This window comes from Streptomyces flaveolus (assembly GCF_000716535.1).
Taxonomy (GTDB): Bacteria; Actinomycetota; Actinomycetes; order Streptomycetales; family Streptomycetaceae; genus Streptomyces; species Streptomyces flaveolus_A.
Window position 1 is genome coordinate 166,271 of record NZ_JNWV01000002.1, and the last position, 18,199, is coordinate 184,469.

The 18,199-nt window shown below is 73.4% G+C and carries 22 protein-coding genes and 1 pseudogene; 14 read left to right on the forward strand and 9 right to left on the reverse strand.

Annotation, left to right across the window (positions count from 1 at the left end; translation table 11 throughout):
- Positions 1-39 precede the first annotated feature (39 nt).
- The 3 genes and pseudogenes from OO52_RS02125 to OO52_RS02130 all read left to right on the forward strand — a co-directional run bounded on the left by OO52_RS02125 (position 40) and on the right by OO52_RS02130 (position 1,432).
- Positions 40-843 (forward strand): SDR family oxidoreductase, encoded by an 804-nt coding sequence (locus OO52_RS02125; protein WP_048910538.1) that lies wholly within the window; start codon positions 40-42, stop codon positions 841-843.
- A gap of 74 nt (positions 844-917) precedes the next feature.
- Positions 918-1,151 (forward strand): annotated as a pseudogene (locus OO52_RS46760) (DNA topoisomerase IB); the annotation flags it as partial.
- 35 nt (positions 1,152-1,186) lie between these two features.
- Positions 1,187-1,432 carry a hypothetical protein gene (locus tag OO52_RS02130; protein WP_014676612.1) on the forward strand — a complete coding sequence of 82 codons (246 nt, stop codon included), beginning with the start codon at positions 1,187-1,189 and terminating at the stop codon, positions 1,430-1,432.
- An 18-nt stretch (positions 1,433-1,450) separates the two neighbouring features.
- Here OO52_RS02130 and OO52_RS02135 read toward each other — a convergent pair whose 3' ends face one another.
- Positions 1,451-2,683: a glycoside hydrolase family 16 protein gene (locus OO52_RS02135; protein ID WP_030639602.1), complete on the reverse strand. Its 1,233-nt coding sequence runs from the start codon at positions 2,681-2,683 to the stop codon at positions 1,451-1,453.
- 98 nt (positions 2,684-2,781) lie between these two features.
- A complete protein-coding gene (locus tag OO52_RS52420; protein WP_231406687.1) occupies positions 2,782-3,441 on the reverse strand; it encodes a VanZ family protein in 660 nt (219 codons plus the stop codon).
- 233 nt (positions 3,442-3,674) lie between these two features.
- Between OO52_RS52420 and OO52_RS02145 the strand changes: the two genes are divergently transcribed.
- The 6 genes from OO52_RS02145 (at position 3,675) to OO52_RS02170 (ending at position 7,627) form a co-directional block, all read left to right on the forward strand.
- Entirely contained in the window at positions 3,675-3,869 is a 195-nt protein-coding gene (locus tag OO52_RS02145; RefSeq protein ID WP_030639598.1) for a hypothetical protein, read from the forward strand.
- Complete coding sequence (locus OO52_RS02150; RefSeq protein WP_030639597.1) at positions 3,866-4,318, forward strand: MrpF/PhaF family protein; 453 nt, start codon at positions 3,866-3,868, stop codon at positions 4,316-4,318. The genes OO52_RS02145 and OO52_RS02150 overlap by 4 nt, the downstream gene beginning before the upstream one ends.
- Positions 4,319-4,507: 189 nt before the next feature.
- Positions 4,508-4,768 (forward strand): Na(+)/H(+) antiporter subunit B, encoded by a 261-nt coding sequence (locus OO52_RS02155; protein ID WP_030639594.1) that lies wholly within the window; start codon positions 4,508-4,510, stop codon positions 4,766-4,768.
- Positions 4,765-5,511, forward strand: a complete 747-nt coding sequence (locus tag OO52_RS02160) for an MnhB domain-containing protein (protein WP_030639593.1) — start codon at positions 4,765-4,767, stop codon at positions 5,509-5,511. The genes OO52_RS02155 and OO52_RS02160 overlap by 4 nt, the downstream gene beginning before the upstream one ends.
- Complete coding sequence (locus OO52_RS02165; RefSeq protein ID WP_030639592.1) at positions 5,511-5,858, forward strand: sodium:proton antiporter; 348 nt, start codon at positions 5,511-5,513, stop codon at positions 5,856-5,858. The genes OO52_RS02160 and OO52_RS02165 overlap by 1 nt, the downstream gene beginning before the upstream one ends.
- Complete coding sequence (locus OO52_RS02170; RefSeq protein WP_030639591.1) at positions 5,858-7,627, forward strand: complex I subunit 5 family protein; 1,770 nt, start codon at positions 5,858-5,860, stop codon at positions 7,625-7,627. The genes OO52_RS02165 and OO52_RS02170 overlap by 1 nt, the downstream gene beginning before the upstream one ends.
- Here the strand turns inward: OO52_RS02170 and OO52_RS02175 are convergent, their stop codons facing one another.
- The 3 genes from OO52_RS02175 to OO52_RS02185 all read right to left on the reverse strand — a co-directional run bounded on the left by OO52_RS02175 (position 7,628) and on the right by OO52_RS02185 (position 9,819).
- On the reverse strand, positions 7,628-8,278 hold the full coding sequence (locus OO52_RS02175) for a DUF4230 domain-containing protein (RefSeq protein ID WP_030639589.1): 651 nt from the start codon (positions 8,276-8,278) through the stop codon (positions 7,628-7,630). It abuts the gene before it with no gap.
- Between the two features lie 81 nt (positions 8,279-8,359).
- Positions 8,360-8,740, reverse strand: a complete 381-nt coding sequence (locus OO52_RS02180) for an anti-sigma factor antagonist (protein WP_030639587.1) — start codon at positions 8,738-8,740, stop codon at positions 8,360-8,362.
- A 128-nt stretch (positions 8,741-8,868) separates the two neighbouring features.
- Positions 8,869-9,819, reverse strand: a complete 951-nt coding sequence (locus tag OO52_RS02185; protein ID WP_030639584.1) for an NADP-dependent oxidoreductase — start codon at positions 9,817-9,819, stop codon at positions 8,869-8,871.
- 71 nt (positions 9,820-9,890) lie between these two features.
- Here OO52_RS02185 and OO52_RS02190 point away from each other — a divergent pair, with 71 nt between their 5' ends.
- Entirely contained in the window at positions 9,891-10,847 is a 957-nt protein-coding gene (locus tag OO52_RS02190) for a GlxA family transcriptional regulator (RefSeq protein WP_030639582.1), read from the forward strand.
- Positions 10,848-10,907: 60 nt separating this feature from the next.
- Entirely contained in the window at positions 10,908-11,762 is an 855-nt protein-coding gene (locus OO52_RS02195; RefSeq protein WP_030639574.1) for a hypothetical protein, read from the forward strand.
- 77 nt (positions 11,763-11,839) lie between these two features.
- Here the strand turns inward: OO52_RS02195 and OO52_RS02200 are convergent, their stop codons facing one another.
- Positions 11,840-13,465, reverse strand: a complete 1,626-nt coding sequence (locus tag OO52_RS02200) for an amidohydrolase (RefSeq protein WP_030639572.1) — start codon at positions 13,463-13,465, stop codon at positions 11,840-11,842.
- 181 nt (positions 13,466-13,646) lie between these two features.
- On the opposite strand from OO52_RS02200, the gene OO52_RS02205 reads away from it, so the two are divergent.
- Positions 13,647-14,111: a pyridoxamine 5'-phosphate oxidase family protein gene (locus OO52_RS02205; RefSeq protein ID WP_030639570.1), complete on the forward strand. Its 465-nt coding sequence runs from the start codon at positions 13,647-13,649 to the stop codon at positions 14,109-14,111.
- A 52-nt stretch (positions 14,112-14,163) separates the two neighbouring features.
- The gene (locus tag OO52_RS02210) at positions 14,164-14,556 is read left to right on the forward strand and encodes a VOC family protein (protein ID WP_030639568.1); all 393 of its coding nucleotides are present in this window, start codon (positions 14,164-14,166) and stop codon (positions 14,554-14,556) included.
- Positions 14,557-14,694: 138 nt separating this feature from the next.
- Here OO52_RS02210 and OO52_RS02215 read toward each other — a convergent pair whose 3' ends face one another.
- A complete protein-coding gene (locus tag OO52_RS02215; protein ID WP_030639566.1) occupies positions 14,695-14,997 on the reverse strand; it encodes a DUF4235 domain-containing protein in 303 nt (100 codons plus the stop codon).
- Positions 14,998-15,025: 28 nt separating this feature from the next.
- Positions 15,026-16,042 carry a glutathione S-transferase family protein gene (locus OO52_RS02220; protein WP_030639564.1) on the reverse strand — a complete coding sequence of 339 codons (1,017 nt, stop codon included), beginning with the start codon at positions 16,040-16,042 and terminating at the stop codon, positions 15,026-15,028.
- A gap of 596 nt (positions 16,043-16,638) precedes the next feature.
- Here OO52_RS02220 and OO52_RS02225 point away from each other — a divergent pair.
- On the forward strand, positions 16,639-17,553 hold the full coding sequence (locus OO52_RS02225; protein ID WP_030639562.1) for a cation diffusion facilitator family transporter: 915 nt from the start codon (positions 16,639-16,641) through the stop codon (positions 17,551-17,553).
- A 100-nt stretch (positions 17,554-17,653) separates the two neighbouring features.
- Here the strand turns inward: OO52_RS02225 and OO52_RS02230 are convergent, their stop codons facing one another.
- Complete coding sequence (locus OO52_RS02230) at positions 17,654-18,103, reverse strand: nitroreductase family deazaflavin-dependent oxidoreductase (RefSeq protein WP_030639560.1); 450 nt, start codon at positions 18,101-18,103, stop codon at positions 17,654-17,656.
- Positions 18,104-18,199 lie beyond the last annotated feature (96 nt).

The following is an 18,199-nucleotide window of genomic DNA, read 5'->3' on the forward strand; positions in this document are numbered from 1 at the left end:
CGTGACCCGTCCACGTGACCCACCGTGAGGAGGTTCGTCATGTCCGTACCGGATGCGCAGCGAACAGCCGTGGTGACCGGCGCAGACAGCGGCATCGGCCGGGCCACCGCCGTACGGCTGGCCGAGGCGGGCCTGGACGTCGGCATCACCTGGCACACGGACGAGAAGGGCGCCGAGGAGACGGCGGAGGAGGTCCGCGCGCACGGCCGCCGCGCCGCCGTGACCCGGCTGGACCTGACCCGGCTGCCCGAGGCCGCCGACGCCGTGGACGAGCTGTGCGAGGAACTCGGCCGGATCGACGTCCTCGTCAACAACGCCGGTACGGGCACGATGACCCCCTACCTCGACCTGACGCTCACGGATGTGCGCCGGGTCCTGGACGTCGATCTCGTCGGCCCGTTCCTGCTCGGGCAACGGGCCGCGCGGCGCATGATCCGGCAGGGCGAGGGCGGCCGGATCGTGAACGTCACCTCCGTGCACGAGCACCAGCCCCGGGTCGGCGCGGCCCCGTACTGCGCGGCCAAGGGCGGGCTCGGCCTGCTCACCCAGGTGATGGCCCTGGAGCTGGCCGAGTACGGCATCACCGTGAACGCGGTCGCGCCGGGGGAGATCGCCACCCCGATGACCGGCCAGGAGGACACCGACGTGCGGACCGAGCGCCGCCCCGGCGTGCCGCTCGGCCGGCCCGGCGACGCCCGCGAGGTCGCCGCCGTGATCGCGTTCCTCGCGAGCCCGGACGCCTCCTACGTCACCGGCGCCTCGTGGAGCGTCGACGGCGGCATGCTGCGCATGGGCCCACAGGCCGGTTCCCATCTGACCAGCGACGACTGGCGCCGGCCCTGAGGCGGCGGGGGAAGCAGGACGAGGGCGGGGGGAGAGACCACGGTGAGGCTGCGTACCAGTTCCTGCGAGGCCGCCGGCGCCGGCAGATCGCCCGGGCCGTCCGCGAGGTCAGCCGCTACCTGGGCAACACGCCCGCGGTGTGCCGGGCGTCGTACATCGACCCGAAGGTCTTCGAACTGTTCGAGCGGGGCGTGACCGTCGCCCCCGTGCTCACCCGGCTGGGCGAACACGGGGAGTTCGGGCGTCCGGCCACGCAGGGAGCCGTCGAGGCGGCCGTACTCGATCTTCTGGACGGCTCCGGCGGGTGACCCGTCGGCGCGGGTTGCGTTCTACCCTCGATTGCATGACCGAACAAGCAGCTCCCCACATCTCCCGCCCGCGGATCCTGGTCCTCGGTGTGTGCCCCGGCCGGCACGGCGAGCCGCCCTTCCGGATCATGGAGATCGACGGTCAGGTGGTCGGTGAGGCCAGGACCATCACGGACGTGCTGGAGACGGCCGCCTCCTACGGCATCCCCATCCACGACCTGGACGACCCGGACGCCGTCCGCTGGGTGGGCGGCGACAAGTACACCTGGACGCTGCACTGACCGGTCGCGGGGCCAGGCTCAGCCCACCGTCCACTTCTGGTTGGCGCCGCCCGTGCAGGTCCAGATCTGCAGCCGTGTCCCGTTGGCCGAGTTGTTGCCGGTGACGTCGAGGCACTTGTTCGCCTGCGGGTTGACGATGTCGCGGGCCGCCGGGAGGGCCCACTTCTGGGCGGGGCTGCCGTTGCAGTCCCACAGCTGGACGGGCGTGCCGTCGGCGGTTCCGCCGCCGCTGACGTCGAGGCACTTGCCGAGCGCCCGGAGCGTACCGTCCGAGCCCACCGTCCACGCCTGCGCGGCCGTGCCGTTGCAGTCGTAGAGCTGGACCGGGGTGCCGTTCGCGGGGTTGGCTCCGGCCACGTCCACGCACTTGCCCGCCAGGCCCCGGATCGGCACACCGGCGGCGCTGTCGCTCGTCGTGACCGACACCGAGTCCACCAGCAGCGTCTGCGGGAACTGCGTGGAACCGTCGGGGTCGCCGGGCCAGTAGCCGCCGACCGCGAGGTTCAGGATCAGGAAGAACGGCTTGTTGAACACCCAGGTCTTCCCGCCCAGGTCGGCCGGGGTGCGCCGCTGGTAGACGTTGCCGTCCACGGACCAGGTGATCGAGTCGGGTGCCCAGTCGACCGCGAAGGTGTGGAAGGCGTCCGCGAAGGCCTGCCCGTTCGGCAGCGAGTAGGCCGCGCCTATGCCGCCCGAGCCGGAGTAGCCGGGGCCGTGGATGGTGCCGTGGACGGTCGAGGGTTCGAAGCCGACGTTCTCCATCACGTCGATCTCACCCGAGTCCGGCCAGTTGACCGGTGTGCCGAGCATCCAGAACGCGGGCCACATGCCCTGGCCGCGCGGGATCTTCATCCGGGCCTCGACGTGGCCGTACTGCGCGTTGAACTTCCCTGCCGTGTTCAGCCGGGCCGAGGTGTACTGGCAGCTTCCGTACCAGCACTGGTAGCCGGCCGGGTTTTCCTTGCGGGCCGTGATCACCAGGTGGCCCTGGCCGTCCAGGGCGGCGTTCTTCGTGCCCGAGGTGTAGTACTGCCGCTCGTGGTTGTTGACGTTGTCACCCGTCTCCAGGGTCCACTTCGAGGAGTCGACCGCGGCGCCCGCGGGTCCGTCGAAGGTGTCGGAGAAGGTGGTGACGGCCGCCGCCGCGGGAGCGGCGGTGTCGGCCCGCGCGGGACCGACGGCGGCGGAGCCGATCAGTGCCGCGGACAGGGCGGCCAGCAGACATCTGCGGAGCAGGCGTGGGGAGGCCATGACTCTCCGTTCGTGTGGGGGTTCGAGCGGTGCGCCTCTTGATTTAAGGAGTGAGATAAGGGGCCGTCAATACTCTGGTACGGACCTGCTGCTGACGATCAGCCGGCGGACGGCTCACGCACGCGCCGGTGCACCCCGCGTCCGAGCCGCCGCCCCAGCAGCAGCCAACCCAGCAGCGCCCCGCCCGTGTTGAGGATGACGTCGTCGATGTCGAAGGCCCGCCCGGTGACCAGCGCCCCCTGGACGAGCTCCACCATCAGCATCACCAGGGCCGTCAGCGCGAGCACCTGGAGCGCACCCCGGGCGCGCGGCGCGAGGACCGGCACCAGCACCCCGAACGGCACGCCGAGCAACAGGTTCCCGCCGAGCTGCCGGACCGCGTCCCGCACCGACGCCTGCTCCAGATAGGCCCGGAGCGAGCGGCCCGGGTGCAGGTTGCTGTGCGTCAGCGGCACCGACGCGGGCGACGGTTGGAGCGTGATGCGGGCCAGGACGACGGCGAACGCCACCATGCACGCGAAGGCGACGAGGATCGCCAGCAGCCGGACGGGCAGCGGCCACACGTGCCGGGGGCGCCCCTCTCCGGCGGGCCGTCGCTTCCCGGTGTCCTCGTCCGGGCGCCGCTTCAGGGCGAATCGGGGGCGTACCTTCCCGGCCGGCCACCACTTACGGGTGGGTCGGGGGCGTACCTCGTCGGCCGGCTGCCGGTTCCGGGCGGTGCGCAGGATCTCCGGCAGGCGCGGGACGGTACGGGCCATGCGGTCCTCCACTCGTCAACTTCCGCGTTCCGATCGTCGGTTACCCGCGCCGCGGCCCAGGATGCCCGCCGCCTGGCCCGCACCCGTGGTTTCCGTTCACGCCTGAGGGGCACTCCGGGTGCGGACCCGCGTGCCGCGCGCTCCCGCCCGGGTCCGGCGGTGCTTGGATGCCCCCAGCGGCACTCCGGACACATCGCCGCACATCCGAGCACAGCGGACCGAGGAGGTGCTGCGTGACCCGTCGTACGGCGCTCCGCGCGGTCCTCCTCGCCGCCGGTGAACTCCTCGGCTGGTGGGCGGCGCTGGCGCTGCTGTGGCTGGTGTTGATCACCACGGTCGACACCCTGGAACGGATCGTCGGCGCGAGCTGTGCCGCCGTGGGCGCGGTCCTCGCCAGGACCGGCCGCCGGGCGGTGACCTGGCGGTGAACGGCTGGATCCTCGCGGCGACCGTCGAGCTGGGCGGGGGAGGCGCGGCCGCCCTGTGGGGCGTGACCACCGGCCCGCCGGCCCGCCGGGTGATCGCCCAGAACCTGACCACCTCCGTCGTCTGCCCGGCCCTGCTGCTCCTCGCCCAGGGCTACGGCCGCCCGGCTTACGTCGACCTCGCCCTGCTGCTCGCCCTGCTCGGCCCGGTCGGCACGCTCGTCTTCGCCCGGTTGCTCTCCGGCGACCTGACCGGGGAACGCCCGGGCGCCTGGGCGCTGACCTGGACGGCGGCGGGACTGGGCGCCGCGGTCGTACTGGCCGTGTGCGTGGCCGGCGATCCGGGCCGGGCGACGGCGAAGCTCCTGGTGATCGGCACCCTGCTGATCGGCGGCAACCTGATCGCCTCCCGCGCGCTGGCGGGCGGATTCCGGGGGGTGCGGGGTGGCTGACACGAGGGAGGGCGCGGCCGGTGCCGGCGCCGGAGGATTCCCGGGCGCCGGGCGCGTGGTGGCCGGACGGGCCACGGGCGGCGGCGCGGCCGGGTGCGCCGTGGCCGACGGGACGCCGGGGGTGGCCGGTGCCCGGCACGCCCCGCGCGGCGGACGCGCGCCGGCCGGCGTACCGAAGGCAGGTGCCGTGTGTCCGACGCCGTGATCGTCGTCGCCCTGCTGCTCGTGGCCGGTGCCGCCACCGCGGCCGTGGCCCAGCGCGACCCCGCCCGCCAAGCGCTCGTGCTGTCCTTCCTCGGAGTGCTGCTGGCCGCGCTGTTCACCGTGCTCCAGGCCCCGGACGTGGGCCTGTCCCAACTGGCCGTCGGCTCCGCCCTCACCCCGCTGCTGATCATGCTGTCGGTGCGCAAGGTCAGACGCCGGGGCCGCTCGAAGGAGGGGCCCGAGTGAACCGGCTGCGGCTGTGGCTGCTGGCCGTCGGCGGCGCGGGCCTGGCCGCCCTGCTCGTCGCGGCCTGCCTCGACCTGCCCGGCTTCGGCGGGCCCCGGCACCCGTACGGCGAACGCGCCGTCCACGCCTCCCTCTCCCGGCACACCGCCAACACCATCGCCTCCGTCAACTTCGACCAGCGCGCCTACGACACCCTCGGCGAGATGAGCATCCTGTTCGCCGCCGTCCTCGGCTGCGTGGTGCTGCTGCGCGAGGCCCGCGACGAGCACCGGGCACGGCCGGAACCCGCCGACGTGGCCCGCCCGGTCCGCCGCTACGCCCTTCTCGTGCTGCCCGTCGCCCTGGTCACCGGCCTGTACGTCATCGCCCACGGCCAGCTCAGTCCCGGCGGCGGCTTCCAGGGCGGGGTCGTCGCCGCGACCGCCCTGCACCTGCTCTACCTCGGCGCCGACTACCACGCGCTGGAACGCGTCCGTCCACTCGGCGTCTACGAGACCACCGACGCGCTCGCCGTCTCCTCCTACCTCGTGCTCGGCGCCGCCGGAGTCCTGGCCGGCACCGCGTTCCTCGCCAACACCCTGCTGCCGTACGGCACGTTCAACACGCTGTCGTCCGGCGGCGCCGTCCCCCTGCTGAACGCGGCCATCGGCATGGAGGTGGCGAGCGCGGTCGTCGTCCTGCTCGCCCACTTCCTCGACCAGGCCGTGGAGATCGAGGAAGAGCCCGGGAGGGGAACACCGTGATGCACGTCCTGCCGTACCTGGTCGCCGCCTACATCTTCCTGACGGGCTGCTACGGCCTCGCCACCAGCCGGAACCTCATCCACGCAGTCGGCTGCCTCGCGGTCTGCCAGTCCGCCACCTACGTCCTGCTGCTGGCGGCCGGTTACCGCGACGGCGGCACCGCGCCGGTCTTCTCCGACATGCAGCCCGGCTCCCGTCCCGTGGTCGACCCGGTGGTGCAGGCCCTCACCCTCACCGACATCGTCGTCGGCGCCACCGTCACCGCGCTGCTACTCGCCCTCGTCCTGCAGATCGCCAAACGGCACGGCACGGTCGACCCCGACGAACTGCGGGAGCTGCGCGGCTGATGCACCACCTGATCCCGCTGCCCGTCGCGGTCCCGCTGCTCGGCGCCGCCCTGCTCGTGGCCACGGGCCGCCATCTCCCCCGGATCGCCGCCGAGATCACCGGGTTCGTCTTCTCCGGCGGTACGGCCGCCCTCGCGCTGGTCCTGCTGCTGAACTCGGCCCCGCCGATGGTCGAGTGGGTCGGCGGCTGGCTGCCCGTCGACGGCGAGAGCGTCGGCATCCTCGTGGTCGGCGACGGCCCGGCGCTCGGCATGGCCGCGCTGGCCTCGCTGCTGACCCTCGCCGCACTCGCCTACTCCTGGCGCTACTTCGACGAACCCCCGCGCGACCGCACCGGCTCCTTCACCGCGCTGATGCTGGTCTTCCAGGGCGCCATGTGCGGCTTCGCCGTCGCCGGAGACCTGTTCAACGCCTTCGTGTTCTTCGAGCTGATGAGCGTGGTGGCCTATGCCCTGACCGGCTACCGCATCGACGAGGCCAAGGCCGTGCAGGGCGCCCTGACCTTCGGGATCGTCAACTCCCTCGGCGCCTACGGGCTGTTGACGGGCATCGCCCTGCTGTACGCCCGTACGGGCGAACTGGCCATGGCGAAGATCGGCCGCGGGCTCGACGCCGCCGCCGGGCAGGGCGGCCCGGACGCGCTGGTCCTCGCCTCCTTCGTGCTGGTGCTGACCGGGCTGCTGGTCAAGGCGGCGGCTGTGCCCTTCCACTTCTGGCTGCCGGACGCGCACGCCGTCGCCCCCACCCCGGTCTGCATGCTCCTGTCCGGCGTCATGGTCGAACTCGGCGCCTACGGCGTGTGGCGGGTGTACGGCACCGTCTTCGCCGGGCCCGGCGGCATCCCCGCCGCCGACCTGACCCGCGCCCTGGTCACGCTCGGAGCCCTCACGGCCGCGACCGGCGCCGTCATGTGCTGGTACCAGCGGCACATCAAACGGCTCCTCGCCTACTCCACCGTCGCCCACACCGGCCTGTTCCTCATCGGCCTGGGCGTCCTCACCCCCGAGGGCGACGACGGGGTCGCCCTGTACCTCCTCGGCCACGCCGGCGTGAAGGCCGCGCTGTTCGCCTGCGCGGGCGTCCTGCTGGACCGGTTCGGCAGCGTCGACGAGCACGCGCTGCACGGCCGGGCCCGGGGACAACTGCGCGCCACCGCCGTGATGTTCGCCGTCGGCGCCCTCGGCCTGGCCGGCCTGCCGCCGTTCGGTACGGCGCTGGGCAAGTCGATCGCCGAGGAGGCGGTCGGCGGCCCGCTCACCGTGGTGTACGTGGCCGCCTCCGCGATCACCGCCGGCGCGGTCCTGCGGGTCACCGCCCGCGTCTTCCTGGGCCTCGGACCGCGTCCCGAGGACGCGGAGTACGAGACCAGCGGCTCCGACGAGGAGCCCGAGACTCCCGGCCTGCTGCGCCGGATCCCGGACACCATGACGACCGTGCCCGCCGTGCTGCTCGCCGCCGCCCTCGCCGTCGGGGTGGCCCCCGGCTTCGGCGCCCTGGCCGCCCGCTCCGTCAACGAGGCCGGCTCGGGCGGCGCCCACGCCTCCGCGCACTGGACCCTGCCCGGCGTCCTGCTGGGCGTGGCCTCCACCGCGCTGGCCCTGGCGCTGGCCGGCCTCGCGGTCAGCCGCCCGAGCTGGGTGGCCGCCCCCGACTGGGCCGCACCCCTCAGGCGCCTGCAGTCCGGGCACGTCGGCGACTACGTGGCCTGGCTGCTGGTGGGCGCGACCGTGCTGGGGGCGCTGACCCTGCCGGGGATCCTCGGCTCCTGATCAGGTGCCGTACTCGATGCGCACCTCCGTGAAGCCGAGGGAGCGCAGCAGGCCCTGGAGCATGCCGGTGGTGTTGCGCTCGGCCCGGGCGGTCAGCCCGCTGGTGCGCGCCGCGTCCCCGATGTGCCGGACGGCGAGCTGCTGCACGGCCTGCTCGCTGTTGGGGTTGTCGGAGAACAGGTCACCGAGCCGGTCCAGCAGCCCGCGCTGCTTGGACACGGCGTAGGAGTGGTCGGGGTCAAGGGCCGGCCTGCCGAGCCGCGCGTGCGGCAGCCGGATGGTGGCGGACGTACGGTCGCCATTGACCGTCACGTCCTTCTCGCCGACCCGGCCCAGGTCGACGTAGGCGTCCACGGTGCCTGCGCCGACGTACAGGGTGCGGGTGCCGCGGATGGCGTCGGGCAGGAACTTCGCGTCCTTGTCCAGGTCCACGACGACCTGGAAGTTGCCCGACGCGGCGTCGTAACGGCTCATGTCCTGGATGGACTTGAGGAGAGCCGGGCCGGAGCGGTCATGGGTCTCGGTGCCGAACAGGTCCTTGATGCCGGGCAGTACGGCCAGCCGGATCCCGGCGAACAGCACGGCGAGCACCAGCACGAGCGCCGCCACGGCCTTGGCCCACCCCGGCAGGCGCCTCACGGAAGTCGTCATCGCGACGGTCCTCCTTCCTGTTGACCACATGCCCGCCAACGGCCGGAGCAGTCAACAGCCGGAGCAGGCCGGTGGCCGGCCTCACAGCGAGCCGGACGCGGCCCCCGAGCGGGTCAGGGCCGCGTCCAGGCTCGGATGCGGGGGCAGCAGCCGGGTCAGACCGGTGACCCGGAACACGCGCAGCGTCAACGGGTGCGTGCACACGAGGTGCAGCTGCCCGCCGCGCTCCAGCACCCGCAGGCGCGCCCGGTACAGCAGCCGCAGCCCCGAGCAGTCGAAGAACTCCACGGGCCGCAGGTCGATGACGACCCGTGCCCCGGGCCGGCCGGTGGCCCGGTCGAGGAACGGGCCGATCTCCGTCGCCGAGGCGATGTCGATCTCACCCCGGAACTCCAGCACCGTGTGCCCGCGGTACGCGTACATGCCCAGTTGCCGGGGGAGAGGTACGGGTTCGTGTCGCACCTCGCCACCACCTCCCACCCGCGCCCGGACGTCGTATCCCGATCGTCAAGTTACCCTCGATGGAAGGAATTTGAGCATGTTCGATTGACATATGTCTTCGAGTTTGTGGCGTGTCGCCTGCCCCGCGCTCAGTCCGCCAGCAGCACCAGCTTGCCCGTCGTCCGCCCGGTGTCCCCCAGTTCGTGCGCCTTCGCCGCGTCGGCCAGCGGGAACGTCCCGGCGATCGTCGCCTTCAGCCGGCCGGACTCCGCCAGCTCCGCGACCGCCCGCATCCCGGCCCGGTCGGCGTCGACCAGCATCCGCACCGCCCGCACCCCGAGCCGCTCGGCCTCCTTGTGGAACTCCTCGGAGCCCACCGGCAGGATCGACACCACGACACCGCCCGGCCGCAGCACCCGCAGGGAGCGCACGGAGGTCTCACCGCCCAGGGTGTCCAGGACGACGTCGACGTCCCGCACCGCCTCCGTGACGTCCGTCGTGTGGTAGTCGACCGGCTCGTCCACACCGATCTCCCGCAGGAAGTCGTGCTTGCCCGCGCTCGCCGTCCCGATCACGTACGCCCCGCGCGCCTTCGCGATCTGCACGGCCACGTGACCGACCCCGCCGGCCGCCGCGTGGATCAGCACCCGCTGCCCCGGCCCGACGTCCGCGTGCTCGGTCAGCGCCTGCCAGGCGGTCAGGGACACCAGCGGCAGCGCGCCCGCCTGCACGTGGTCGACGGAGGCCGGCTTGTGCACCAGGGCCCGGGCCGGGACGGTGACGTACTCGGCGTGCGAGCCGTGGCCGAAGGGGTAGGGCAGCATGCCGAAGACCTCGTCGCCGGGCCGGAACGCGGCCACGCCGATCCCGGTCTCCGCGACCTCCCCGGAGACGTCCCAGCCGAGGACGAACGGGGGCTCGCCCAGGAACCCGCCGGTGGCCCGGTGCTTCCAGTCGGTGGGGTTCACCCCGGCCGCCCGCACCCGGACCAGCACCTCGTTCGGCCGCGGCTTCGGCCGCTCGACCCGTACCTCCTTCAGGACCTCGGGACCGCCGAGGACGTCCTGGCTGATGGCTCGCATCGTGTTCACATCGCTCATGGTCACCCAGCCTGCCGAAGTCCGCCCGGCCGGAAAATGGCATGATTGCCAACCTTCGATAAGATCGTGCCATGCGTGGCACACCGAGTCCCGAACGCGTGGTCGTCCTGGCCCTCGACGGCGTCTACCCCTTCGAGCTGGGCATCCCCAGTCGCATCTTCGGCGCGGCCGACGGCCACTACGAGGTCTTCACCTGCTCGGTCGACGGCCGTCCGGTGCGCACCAACGCCGACTTCACCATCGGTGTCGCCCACGGCCCCGAGATCCTGGAGACGGCCGACACGGTCGTCGTCGCCTCCATGGCGACCCCCCACATCCCCACCGAGCTGCCGGCGGAGGTCACCGCCGCGCTCGACCGGATCCGCCCGGACGCCCGGATCGTCTCCATCTGCACGGCCGCCTTCGTCCTCGCCGAGGCCGGACTGCTCGACGGCCGCCGGGCGACCACCCACTGGCAGGTGGCCGACCACTTCCGCCGCCGCTACCCCCAGGTGGACCTCGACCCGGACGTCCTCTTCGTCGAAGACGGCCGCGTCCTCACCTCCGCAGGCGCGGCCTCCGGCGTCGACATCTGCCTGCACATCGTCCGCACCGACCACGGCAGCGCACTGGCGAACGCCGTCGCCCGCCGCTGTGTCGTGCCCCCGTTCCGCGACGGCGGCCAGGCCCAGTACATCGAGCAGCCGGTCCCCCCGAGCGGCGCCGCAGGCACGGCCGCGACCCGCGCCTGGGCGCTGGAACGACTGGACGAGCCGCTCACCCTGGCGGACCTCGCCGGGCACGCCCGGATGAGCCTGCGCACTTTCGCCCGCCGCTTCAGCGACGAGGTCGGCGTCAGCCCCGGCCGTTGGCTGATCCAGCAGCGGGTGGCCCGCGCCCGGCAGCTCCTGGAGGCCAGCGACCTGCCGGTGGACCGGATCGCCACCGAGGTCGGCTTCGCCACCGGCGCCTCGCTGCGCCAGCACCTGCACGCGGCGATCGGGGTGTCCCCGCAGGCCTACCGGAGGACCTTCCAGCAGGCCCGCTGAACGTTCCGTCCGGCTCCGGCGTCGAAGGAGCGCAAGGAGCACGGGAGAACAGGGGCGGGAATGCGCAGAGGGCTCGTGGCGGTGGCGGTACTGACGGCCGTGACGGTGGGGGCGGTCGCGGGGTGCGACGACGGACCCCGGTCGGACCTGGTGGTGAGGGGCACCCCTCCGGCGACCCCGTACAGCGGTCCGCTCGACGTACCGACCAGGGAACTCGACGAGAGCACGCCCCGGGCGCTGCGCCTGGCCTCCGGGGCGGCCGGCCGGGCGCTGGAGTGCGACGGGGAGATCTTCGAGGGCTCCGGACCCGACGGCTGGAGCGGATCGGACGGCGGGGACACCCCGGAGGAGGGGCTGGCCCTCTACTTCGACATGGTCCAGCCGGAGGAGCCCGACCACGGGTACCGCGTGGAACGCCGGGAGGCGGACCGGGTCCTGTACTCCTACGACGTGGGCGGCCGCACCAAGGTGGCGGTCGTGGTGGCCAAGGACCAGAAGAACCGGCCCGGCTGGGGCCCGGAGACGAACGCGTCCTGCGACCCGGCCGAACTCCCGGAGAGCTTCACGGCCACCACGGACTGGCAGATCTGGACCGACGGCGCGGGCCGGAGGGTGCCGGTGACCCGGCTGCACAGCTCGCCGGGGCCGGAGCACTGCGGCTGGCAGTCGGCCGACTTCCTCGCCCTGGAGGACCGGACCTATGCCCGCGACCCCGAGGGCGTGCTGGACCGGGACGGGCTGCTCCGGGCGCCGTACCGCGCGGAGGTCCGCATGCCCGCGGACGCCCGGGACACCGGGTACCACCACCGCGGCCGGCGGCTGTGGCTGACGGCCGACAAGGCGACGGCGTACGTCCGCACGGACCACGGCGTGGAGGCGTGGCCGCTGCTCAAGCAGGGCATCGGTTGCCATTGACCGGCGCCGCCGGGAGCCCCCGGAGGTGCGCGGGGCGACCGCGCACCGGCACGCGACCCTCGGCCACTGATGCCTGCTCACTCCGCGGCGTACACGCACTCGCCTCCCACGTAGGTCAGCGCCACGGCCGTCTCGGCGATCGACTCCGGCGGCCCGGCGAACGGGTCGCGGTCCAGGACCACCAGGTCGGCGAGCGCGCCCACGGCCACCCGGCCGGCGTCGTCCAGGTGGTTCACGTACGCCGACCCGGCCGTGTACGCCGTCAGCGCGTCGGTGAGGCGCAGCCGTTCGTCCGGCAGGAACACCGGCCCGGTGCCGCCCGGCTCGACCCGGTTGACCGCGACATGGACGCCCTGGAGCGGATCGGGGCTGCTCACCGGCCAGTCGCTGCCCGCGGCGAGCCGTGCCCCGGAGCGCAGCAACGACCCGAACGGGTACTGCCGGGCGGCCCGTTCGCGGCCGAGGAACGGGATCGTCAGCTCGTCCATCTGCGGCTCGTGCGCGGCCCACAGCGGCTGGACGGTCGCGGTGGCGCCGAGCCGGGCGAAGCGGGGTACGTCGTCGGGGTGCACGACCTGGAGGTGCGCGAGGTGCGGCCGGGTGTCGCCCGGCCCGCCCGCCGCCCGGGCCGCCTCGATCGCGTCCAGCGCGTCCCGGACGGCCCGGTCGCCCAGCGCGTGGAAGTGGCACTGGAAGCCGAGCGCGTCCAACTCGGTGACGTACTCGCGAAGTCGGTCCGGGTCGATGAAACTCGTGCCGCGGTTGGCCGTGACGCAGCCGCAGCGGTCCAGGTACGGGTCGAGCAGCGCGGCCGTGTGGTTCTCCGCGACGCCGTCCAGCATCAGCTTCACCGCGCCCGCCCGGAACCGCCCCCGGCTGAACGCGGCGCGCTTGTCGACGAGTTCGGGTATCTGTTCGCCGCCGCGCTCCCGGTCCCACCACAGGGCACCCACGACCCGGGCGGTGAGCGAGCCGTCCTGCGCGGCGGTGAGATACGCCTGAGCCGGATCGTCCATGCCGAGGAAGTCGCCGACCAGCGCGTCCTGCCAGGCGGTGATGCCCAGCGCGTGCAGATGCCGCTGGGCGCGCAGCAGCGCCGCCAGCCGGTCGGCCGCCGTGGCGGGCGGGGCCAGCCGGCCGACGAGCCGCATGGCGCCCTCCTGAAGGGTGCCCGCGGGTGCGCCTGAGGCGTCCCGCTCGATCCGCCCGTCGGCCGGGTCGGGCGTGTCCGGGCCGACGCCGGCCAGCTCCAGCGCCCGGCTGTTCACCCAGGCACCGTGGTGGTCCCGGTTGGGCAGGTACACCGGCCGGTCCGGGACGACCGCGTCCAGCAGCTCCTTCGTGGGCGTGCCCCCGGCGAACGCCTCCATCGACCAGCCGCCGCCGAGGATCCACTCCCGCTCCGGGTGCGCGTCGGCGTAGGCCCGTACGGCGGCCACGGTCGCCTCCGCCGTCGTCGCGCCGCTCAGATCGCACCGGGACAGTTCCAGCCCGGCCGGCACCGGGTGGACGTGCGCGTCCTGGAAGCCGGGCAGCAGCAGCCGCCCGGCGAGGTAGACCACCTCCGTGCGGGGCCCGGCGAGCTCGCGCAGTGAGGCGTGGCCGACGGCGGTGATCCGGTCGCCGGTGACGGCCACGGCGGTCGCCGTACGGCCCTCGGGGGTGAGGACGGGGCCGCCGGTGAAGAGGAGATCAGCGTGCATGATGCCTTTCCGGGTCGGTCGGTGGGCGGTGGCCGGCGGACGCGTGCTCGACAGGCCGACGGTGTGCTCGTGGGGCGCCCTCCACGCCCGTCACCCGGACACGCCTCGAGCGGCTTCGTGCGCGGAGCGGGGGGCCACGGCCACACTGTTCGCAACGATCACGCCGAGGAGGCCGTACGCCATGACACCGCCCCCCGCCCGCACCGCCGAACAGCGCAAGAAGGACACCCTGCACCGATTGGATCACGACGTCGACGCCTGGGTCGCCACCGCCGCCCCCGACGGCGGAGCGCCGTATCTCGTGCCGCTGTCGTTCGTGTGGGACGGCAGTTGCCTGCTGATCGCCACCGCGGCGGACAGCCCCACCGGACGCAATCTCGTGGCCACCGGCCGCGCCCGTCTCGGCATCGGCCCCACCCGGGACGTCGTCCTGGTCGACGGCACCGTCCGCGCGGTGACGCCCGAGGACCTGCCCGAGGAGGACGCCGAGGTCTTCGCCGGGAAGACCGGGTTCGACCCGCGCCGACTGGCCGCCCGCTACCTGTACTTCAGGGTCTTCCCGGAGCGGATCCAGGCGTGGCGCGAGGAGAACGAGCTGCGCGGCCGGGAGCTGATGCGCGACGGACGGTGGCTGCCCGCCGACTGAATCCGGGGGCCCGGGATATCCGCTGGGGAGAGGACACTTCCCGGGAGGACCGATGACACTGGTGAAAGCGGGCGTGGTCGTGCTGGACTGCGCCGAGCCCGAGAAACTCGCCGCATTCTATCGGGAGTTGCTGGACGGAGAGCGGACGAGCGCGTCCGCCAACCTCGTGGAGATCAGGGGCGCCGACGGCGCCCGGCTGGCCTTCCGGCGTGACGTCAACGCGACCCCGCCCAGCTGGCCGCGCCCGGAGAACTCCCTCCAGGTCCATCTCGACTTCCTGGTCGAGGACTTGGACGAGGCCGAGCGACGCGTCGTGGGACTCGGCGGCCGGCCGATCGAGACGAGGGACGCGGCGGGGCCGTACGAGGAACGGGGCTACGCCGACCCCGCCGGCCACTCCTTCACCCTGCGCCTGCTGCCGCCGACAGCACCGAAGCAGGGGTGACCCGAGGAGCGGGGGCACCGGAGCCGGGGTGGGTGGCCGGCGCCGCGTGGCGCGGGGCGGTGGTGCCGAGGCAGGGGTGAACCCCGGCGCCCCGCCGGGGGTCGGCCGGGGCGCCGGGGCACGCAGTGGGCGGTCCGGTCAGTCCCGGCCGCCCTTGTCGGTCGCCGGCCACACACCCGTCGACCGGGCGATGGCCTTCGCGCCGGTGCGGTCCACGGCGCTGCGCACCACCGCGAAGATCGCGCCCTGGACCGCGGCGGCCAGCAGGATCTCGCCCCAGCCGCGGTCCGGGTCCAGGGCGTCCGGGGCGTCATCCTCGTGCCGGATCGCCATCCACGCCTTGCGGAAAGCCATGCCGGCCAGCGCACCGCCCGCCCAGCTGAGCACGAATCCGACCGGCTGGTAGACGAGAGGGAGCTTCTTCTTCTTGTTCTTGGCCATGTGTGACTACTTCCTCGTCAATCGGCCCTCATGCGGGCCGTCCCTGCGGGGCCACCCGTTCGCCCGGAGCCACCGGTCCCGGCGGCACACCGTCACCGAACGGCCGGCCCCCCAGCTCCGCACGGCCGTGCGGGCTCAGCCAGCCGTCGAGGTCCGGGCCGAGCGGCACGATGCCGGTTGGGTTGATACCGGTGTGCACCTGGTAGTAGTGCCGCTTGATGTGATCGAAGTCCACCGTGTCACCGAACCCCGGCGTCTGGAACAGGTCCCGGGCGTACGCCCACAGCACCGGGTGCTCCGCCAGCTTCCAGCGGTTGCACTTGAAGTGGCCGTGGTAGACCGCGTCGAACCGGACCAGCGTGGTGAACAGCCGGATGTCCGCTTCCGTGAGGGTGTCACCGACCAGATAACGCTGCTCGGACAACCGCTCGCCGAGCAGTTCCAGCCGCCGGAACACGGCCGCGCACGCCTCCTCGTACTCCTTCTGGTGCGTGGCGAACCCGGCCCGGTACACCCCGTTGTTCACGTCCTCGTAGACCTCGGCCATCACCTGGTCGATCTCGTCGCGCCGGTCGGCCGGGTAGAGGTCGGGCGCGCCGGTGCGGTGCAGGGCCGTCCACTCGGTGGCCAGGTCCAGGGTGATCCGCTGGTAGTCGTTGGTGACCAGCCGTCCGCTGGGGACGTCCACGATCGCGGGCACGCTCACCCCGCCCGGGTAGTCGGTCTCCCGCTTGTCGTAGGCCTCGCCGAGGAACCGGATGCCGAGCACCGGGTCGCGGCCGCCCGGGTCCAGGGTGAACCGCCAGCTCCGATCGTCCTGGACCGGATCGGCGATCGCCATCGAGAGCGCGTCCTCCAGGCCCAGCAGCCGGCGCGAGATCACCGCGCGGCTGGCCCAGGGACAGGCACGGGAGATCACCAGCCGGTAGCGGCCCGCCTCGACCGGCCAGCCGTCCCGGCCGTCGGCCGTGATCCGGTCCTGGAAGTGGCTCCTGGACCGGCTGAAGGTCCGGTGTCCGTAGGCGCGGTTGCCGTCGCCGCTCATGTCTCCTCCTCGCCGCCCGGGTGGTCCTGGCCACCGCGTTCCCCGTTTCACCCGGCTCGCACGGTGTGAGCCGCCCGGTCGGGGGCAATCGGCGAGAGATGAGCGGGACACCCTCGGAACGGGAGCCGGCCGCAAGCACGGCCGAGGACAACGGAACACGACCGGCACACGCCACGGACGGGGCACCGGTACGGGCACAGGCCACGGACGGGGCACCGGCACGGGCACAGGCCACGGACGGGGCACCGGCACGGGCACAGGCCACGGACGGGGCACCGGCACGGGCACAGGCCACGGACGGGGCACCGGTACGGGCACAGGCCACGGATGAGGCACCGGTACGGGCACAGGCCACGGACGGGGCACCGGTACGGGCACAGGCCACGGACGGGGCACCGGCACGGGCACACGCCACCGACGGCGCACCGGCACCGGCTCCGGACCGGAAGGCGCCATCAACCCATGCCTCGCGCCCGGACGCGCCATCGGCACACGCCGAGGAGGGCGAACCGGAACGGTCAGGCACCCACGCCGGAGGCGACCCCGGCGGGCGAGCCGGTGCCAAGGGCGACCGGCACACCAAGGTCACCGTCCTCGTGGCGCTCGCCGCGAATCTGGTGATCGCCGTCGCCAAGGCGGCCGGTGGCGTCCTCGCGGGCTCGCCCGCGCTGCTGTCGGAGGCCGCGCACTCGGTCGCCGACAGCCTCAACGAGGTCTTCCTGCTGGCCGCCCTGCGCCGCAGCCGCCGCCCCGCCGACACCCGGCACCCCTTCGGCTATGGCAAGGAGCGCTTCTTCTGGTCGCTGCTCGCCGCCGTGGGCATCTTCGTCATGGGCGGCTGCTTCTCCTTCTTCCAGGGCGTCGAGGCCCTCACCAGCGGCGCCGAGGAGAAGTTCAGCGGCTATGTGGCGGGCCTGATCGTGCTGGGCCTGGCCCTGGTCGCCGAGGGCGTCTCGCTGCTGCGGGCCCTGCACCAGGTGCGCCGGCAGGGCGGCGGCCTCGGCGCGCTGCGCGACCCGGCGCTGCGCACGGTGGTCGCCGAGGACGGCACGGCGGTGCTCGGCGTGACCCTCGCCCTGGCCGGGATGGCCCTGCACATGGTCACCGGGCAGGTCGTCTGGGAGGCGTCCGCCTCGCTGGCGATCGGCCTGCTCCTGGTCTACGTCGCCTTCCGGCTCGGCCGCGACGCGCGCGCCCAGCTGATCGGGGAGGCCGCCGACCCGGAGCTGAGCGGCAGGATCCGCGCGCTGCTGCGGGCGCAGCCGGAGATCGACAGCGTGGAGGCGCTGTTCACCATGAAGATGGGCCTCGACTCCACGCTGGTCGCCGCCCGCGTCGACCTGGTGCCGGGCCTGGACAGCGAACGCGTCGAGGAGGTCGCCGTACGCATCAAGCGGTCCCTCGCCCAGACGTTCCCCGACGCCGACCAGATCTTCCTCGACGTCACCGACCGGCCGGCGGGCGAGGCACGCGAAAGCCCCGCCGCGACGGGGGAACGCGGCGGGGCCTGACGCACGAGTGCCCGCCGGAGGGCCGCTTCACACCTCCCCGGAACAGATATTTCTGAAGCGGAGCGGTCCCCGGCCCGAACCGGCGCTCGTCGAGGCCGGGTCAGCTCTCGTCGAGCGGCTCCAGTACGAAGACCGGGATCTCCCGGGACGTCTTCTTCTGGTAGTCGGCGTACGCCGGGTACGCGGCCACCGCCCGCTCCCACCACTCGGCCTTCTCCGCCCCGGTGACCTCACGGGCCCGCATGTCCCGCTTCACCGGGCCGTCCTGCAACTCGACATGCGGGTCGGACTTCACGTTGAAGTACCAGACCGGATGCTTGGGCGCACCGCCGAGGGAGGCCACCGCCGCGTACCGGCCCTCGTGCTCCACGCGCATCAACGGCGTCTTGCGGATCTTCCCGCTCTTCGCGCCCCGGGTGGTCAGCACGATCACCGGCATCCCGGTGTCGAGCAGCGTCGTCCCCTTCGTCCCGCCCGAGCTCTCGTACAGCTCGACCTGCTCGCGCACCCACTGGGTCGGGCTGGGCTCGTACTCGCCCTCAAGAGGCATGGGATTCCGTTCCCTTCGTCGGTCCAAACGGCTGCCTGCCACCGCGACAACGCCGGTGACGCCATGAATCATCCGTACCGCGCACCGATTCGGCCG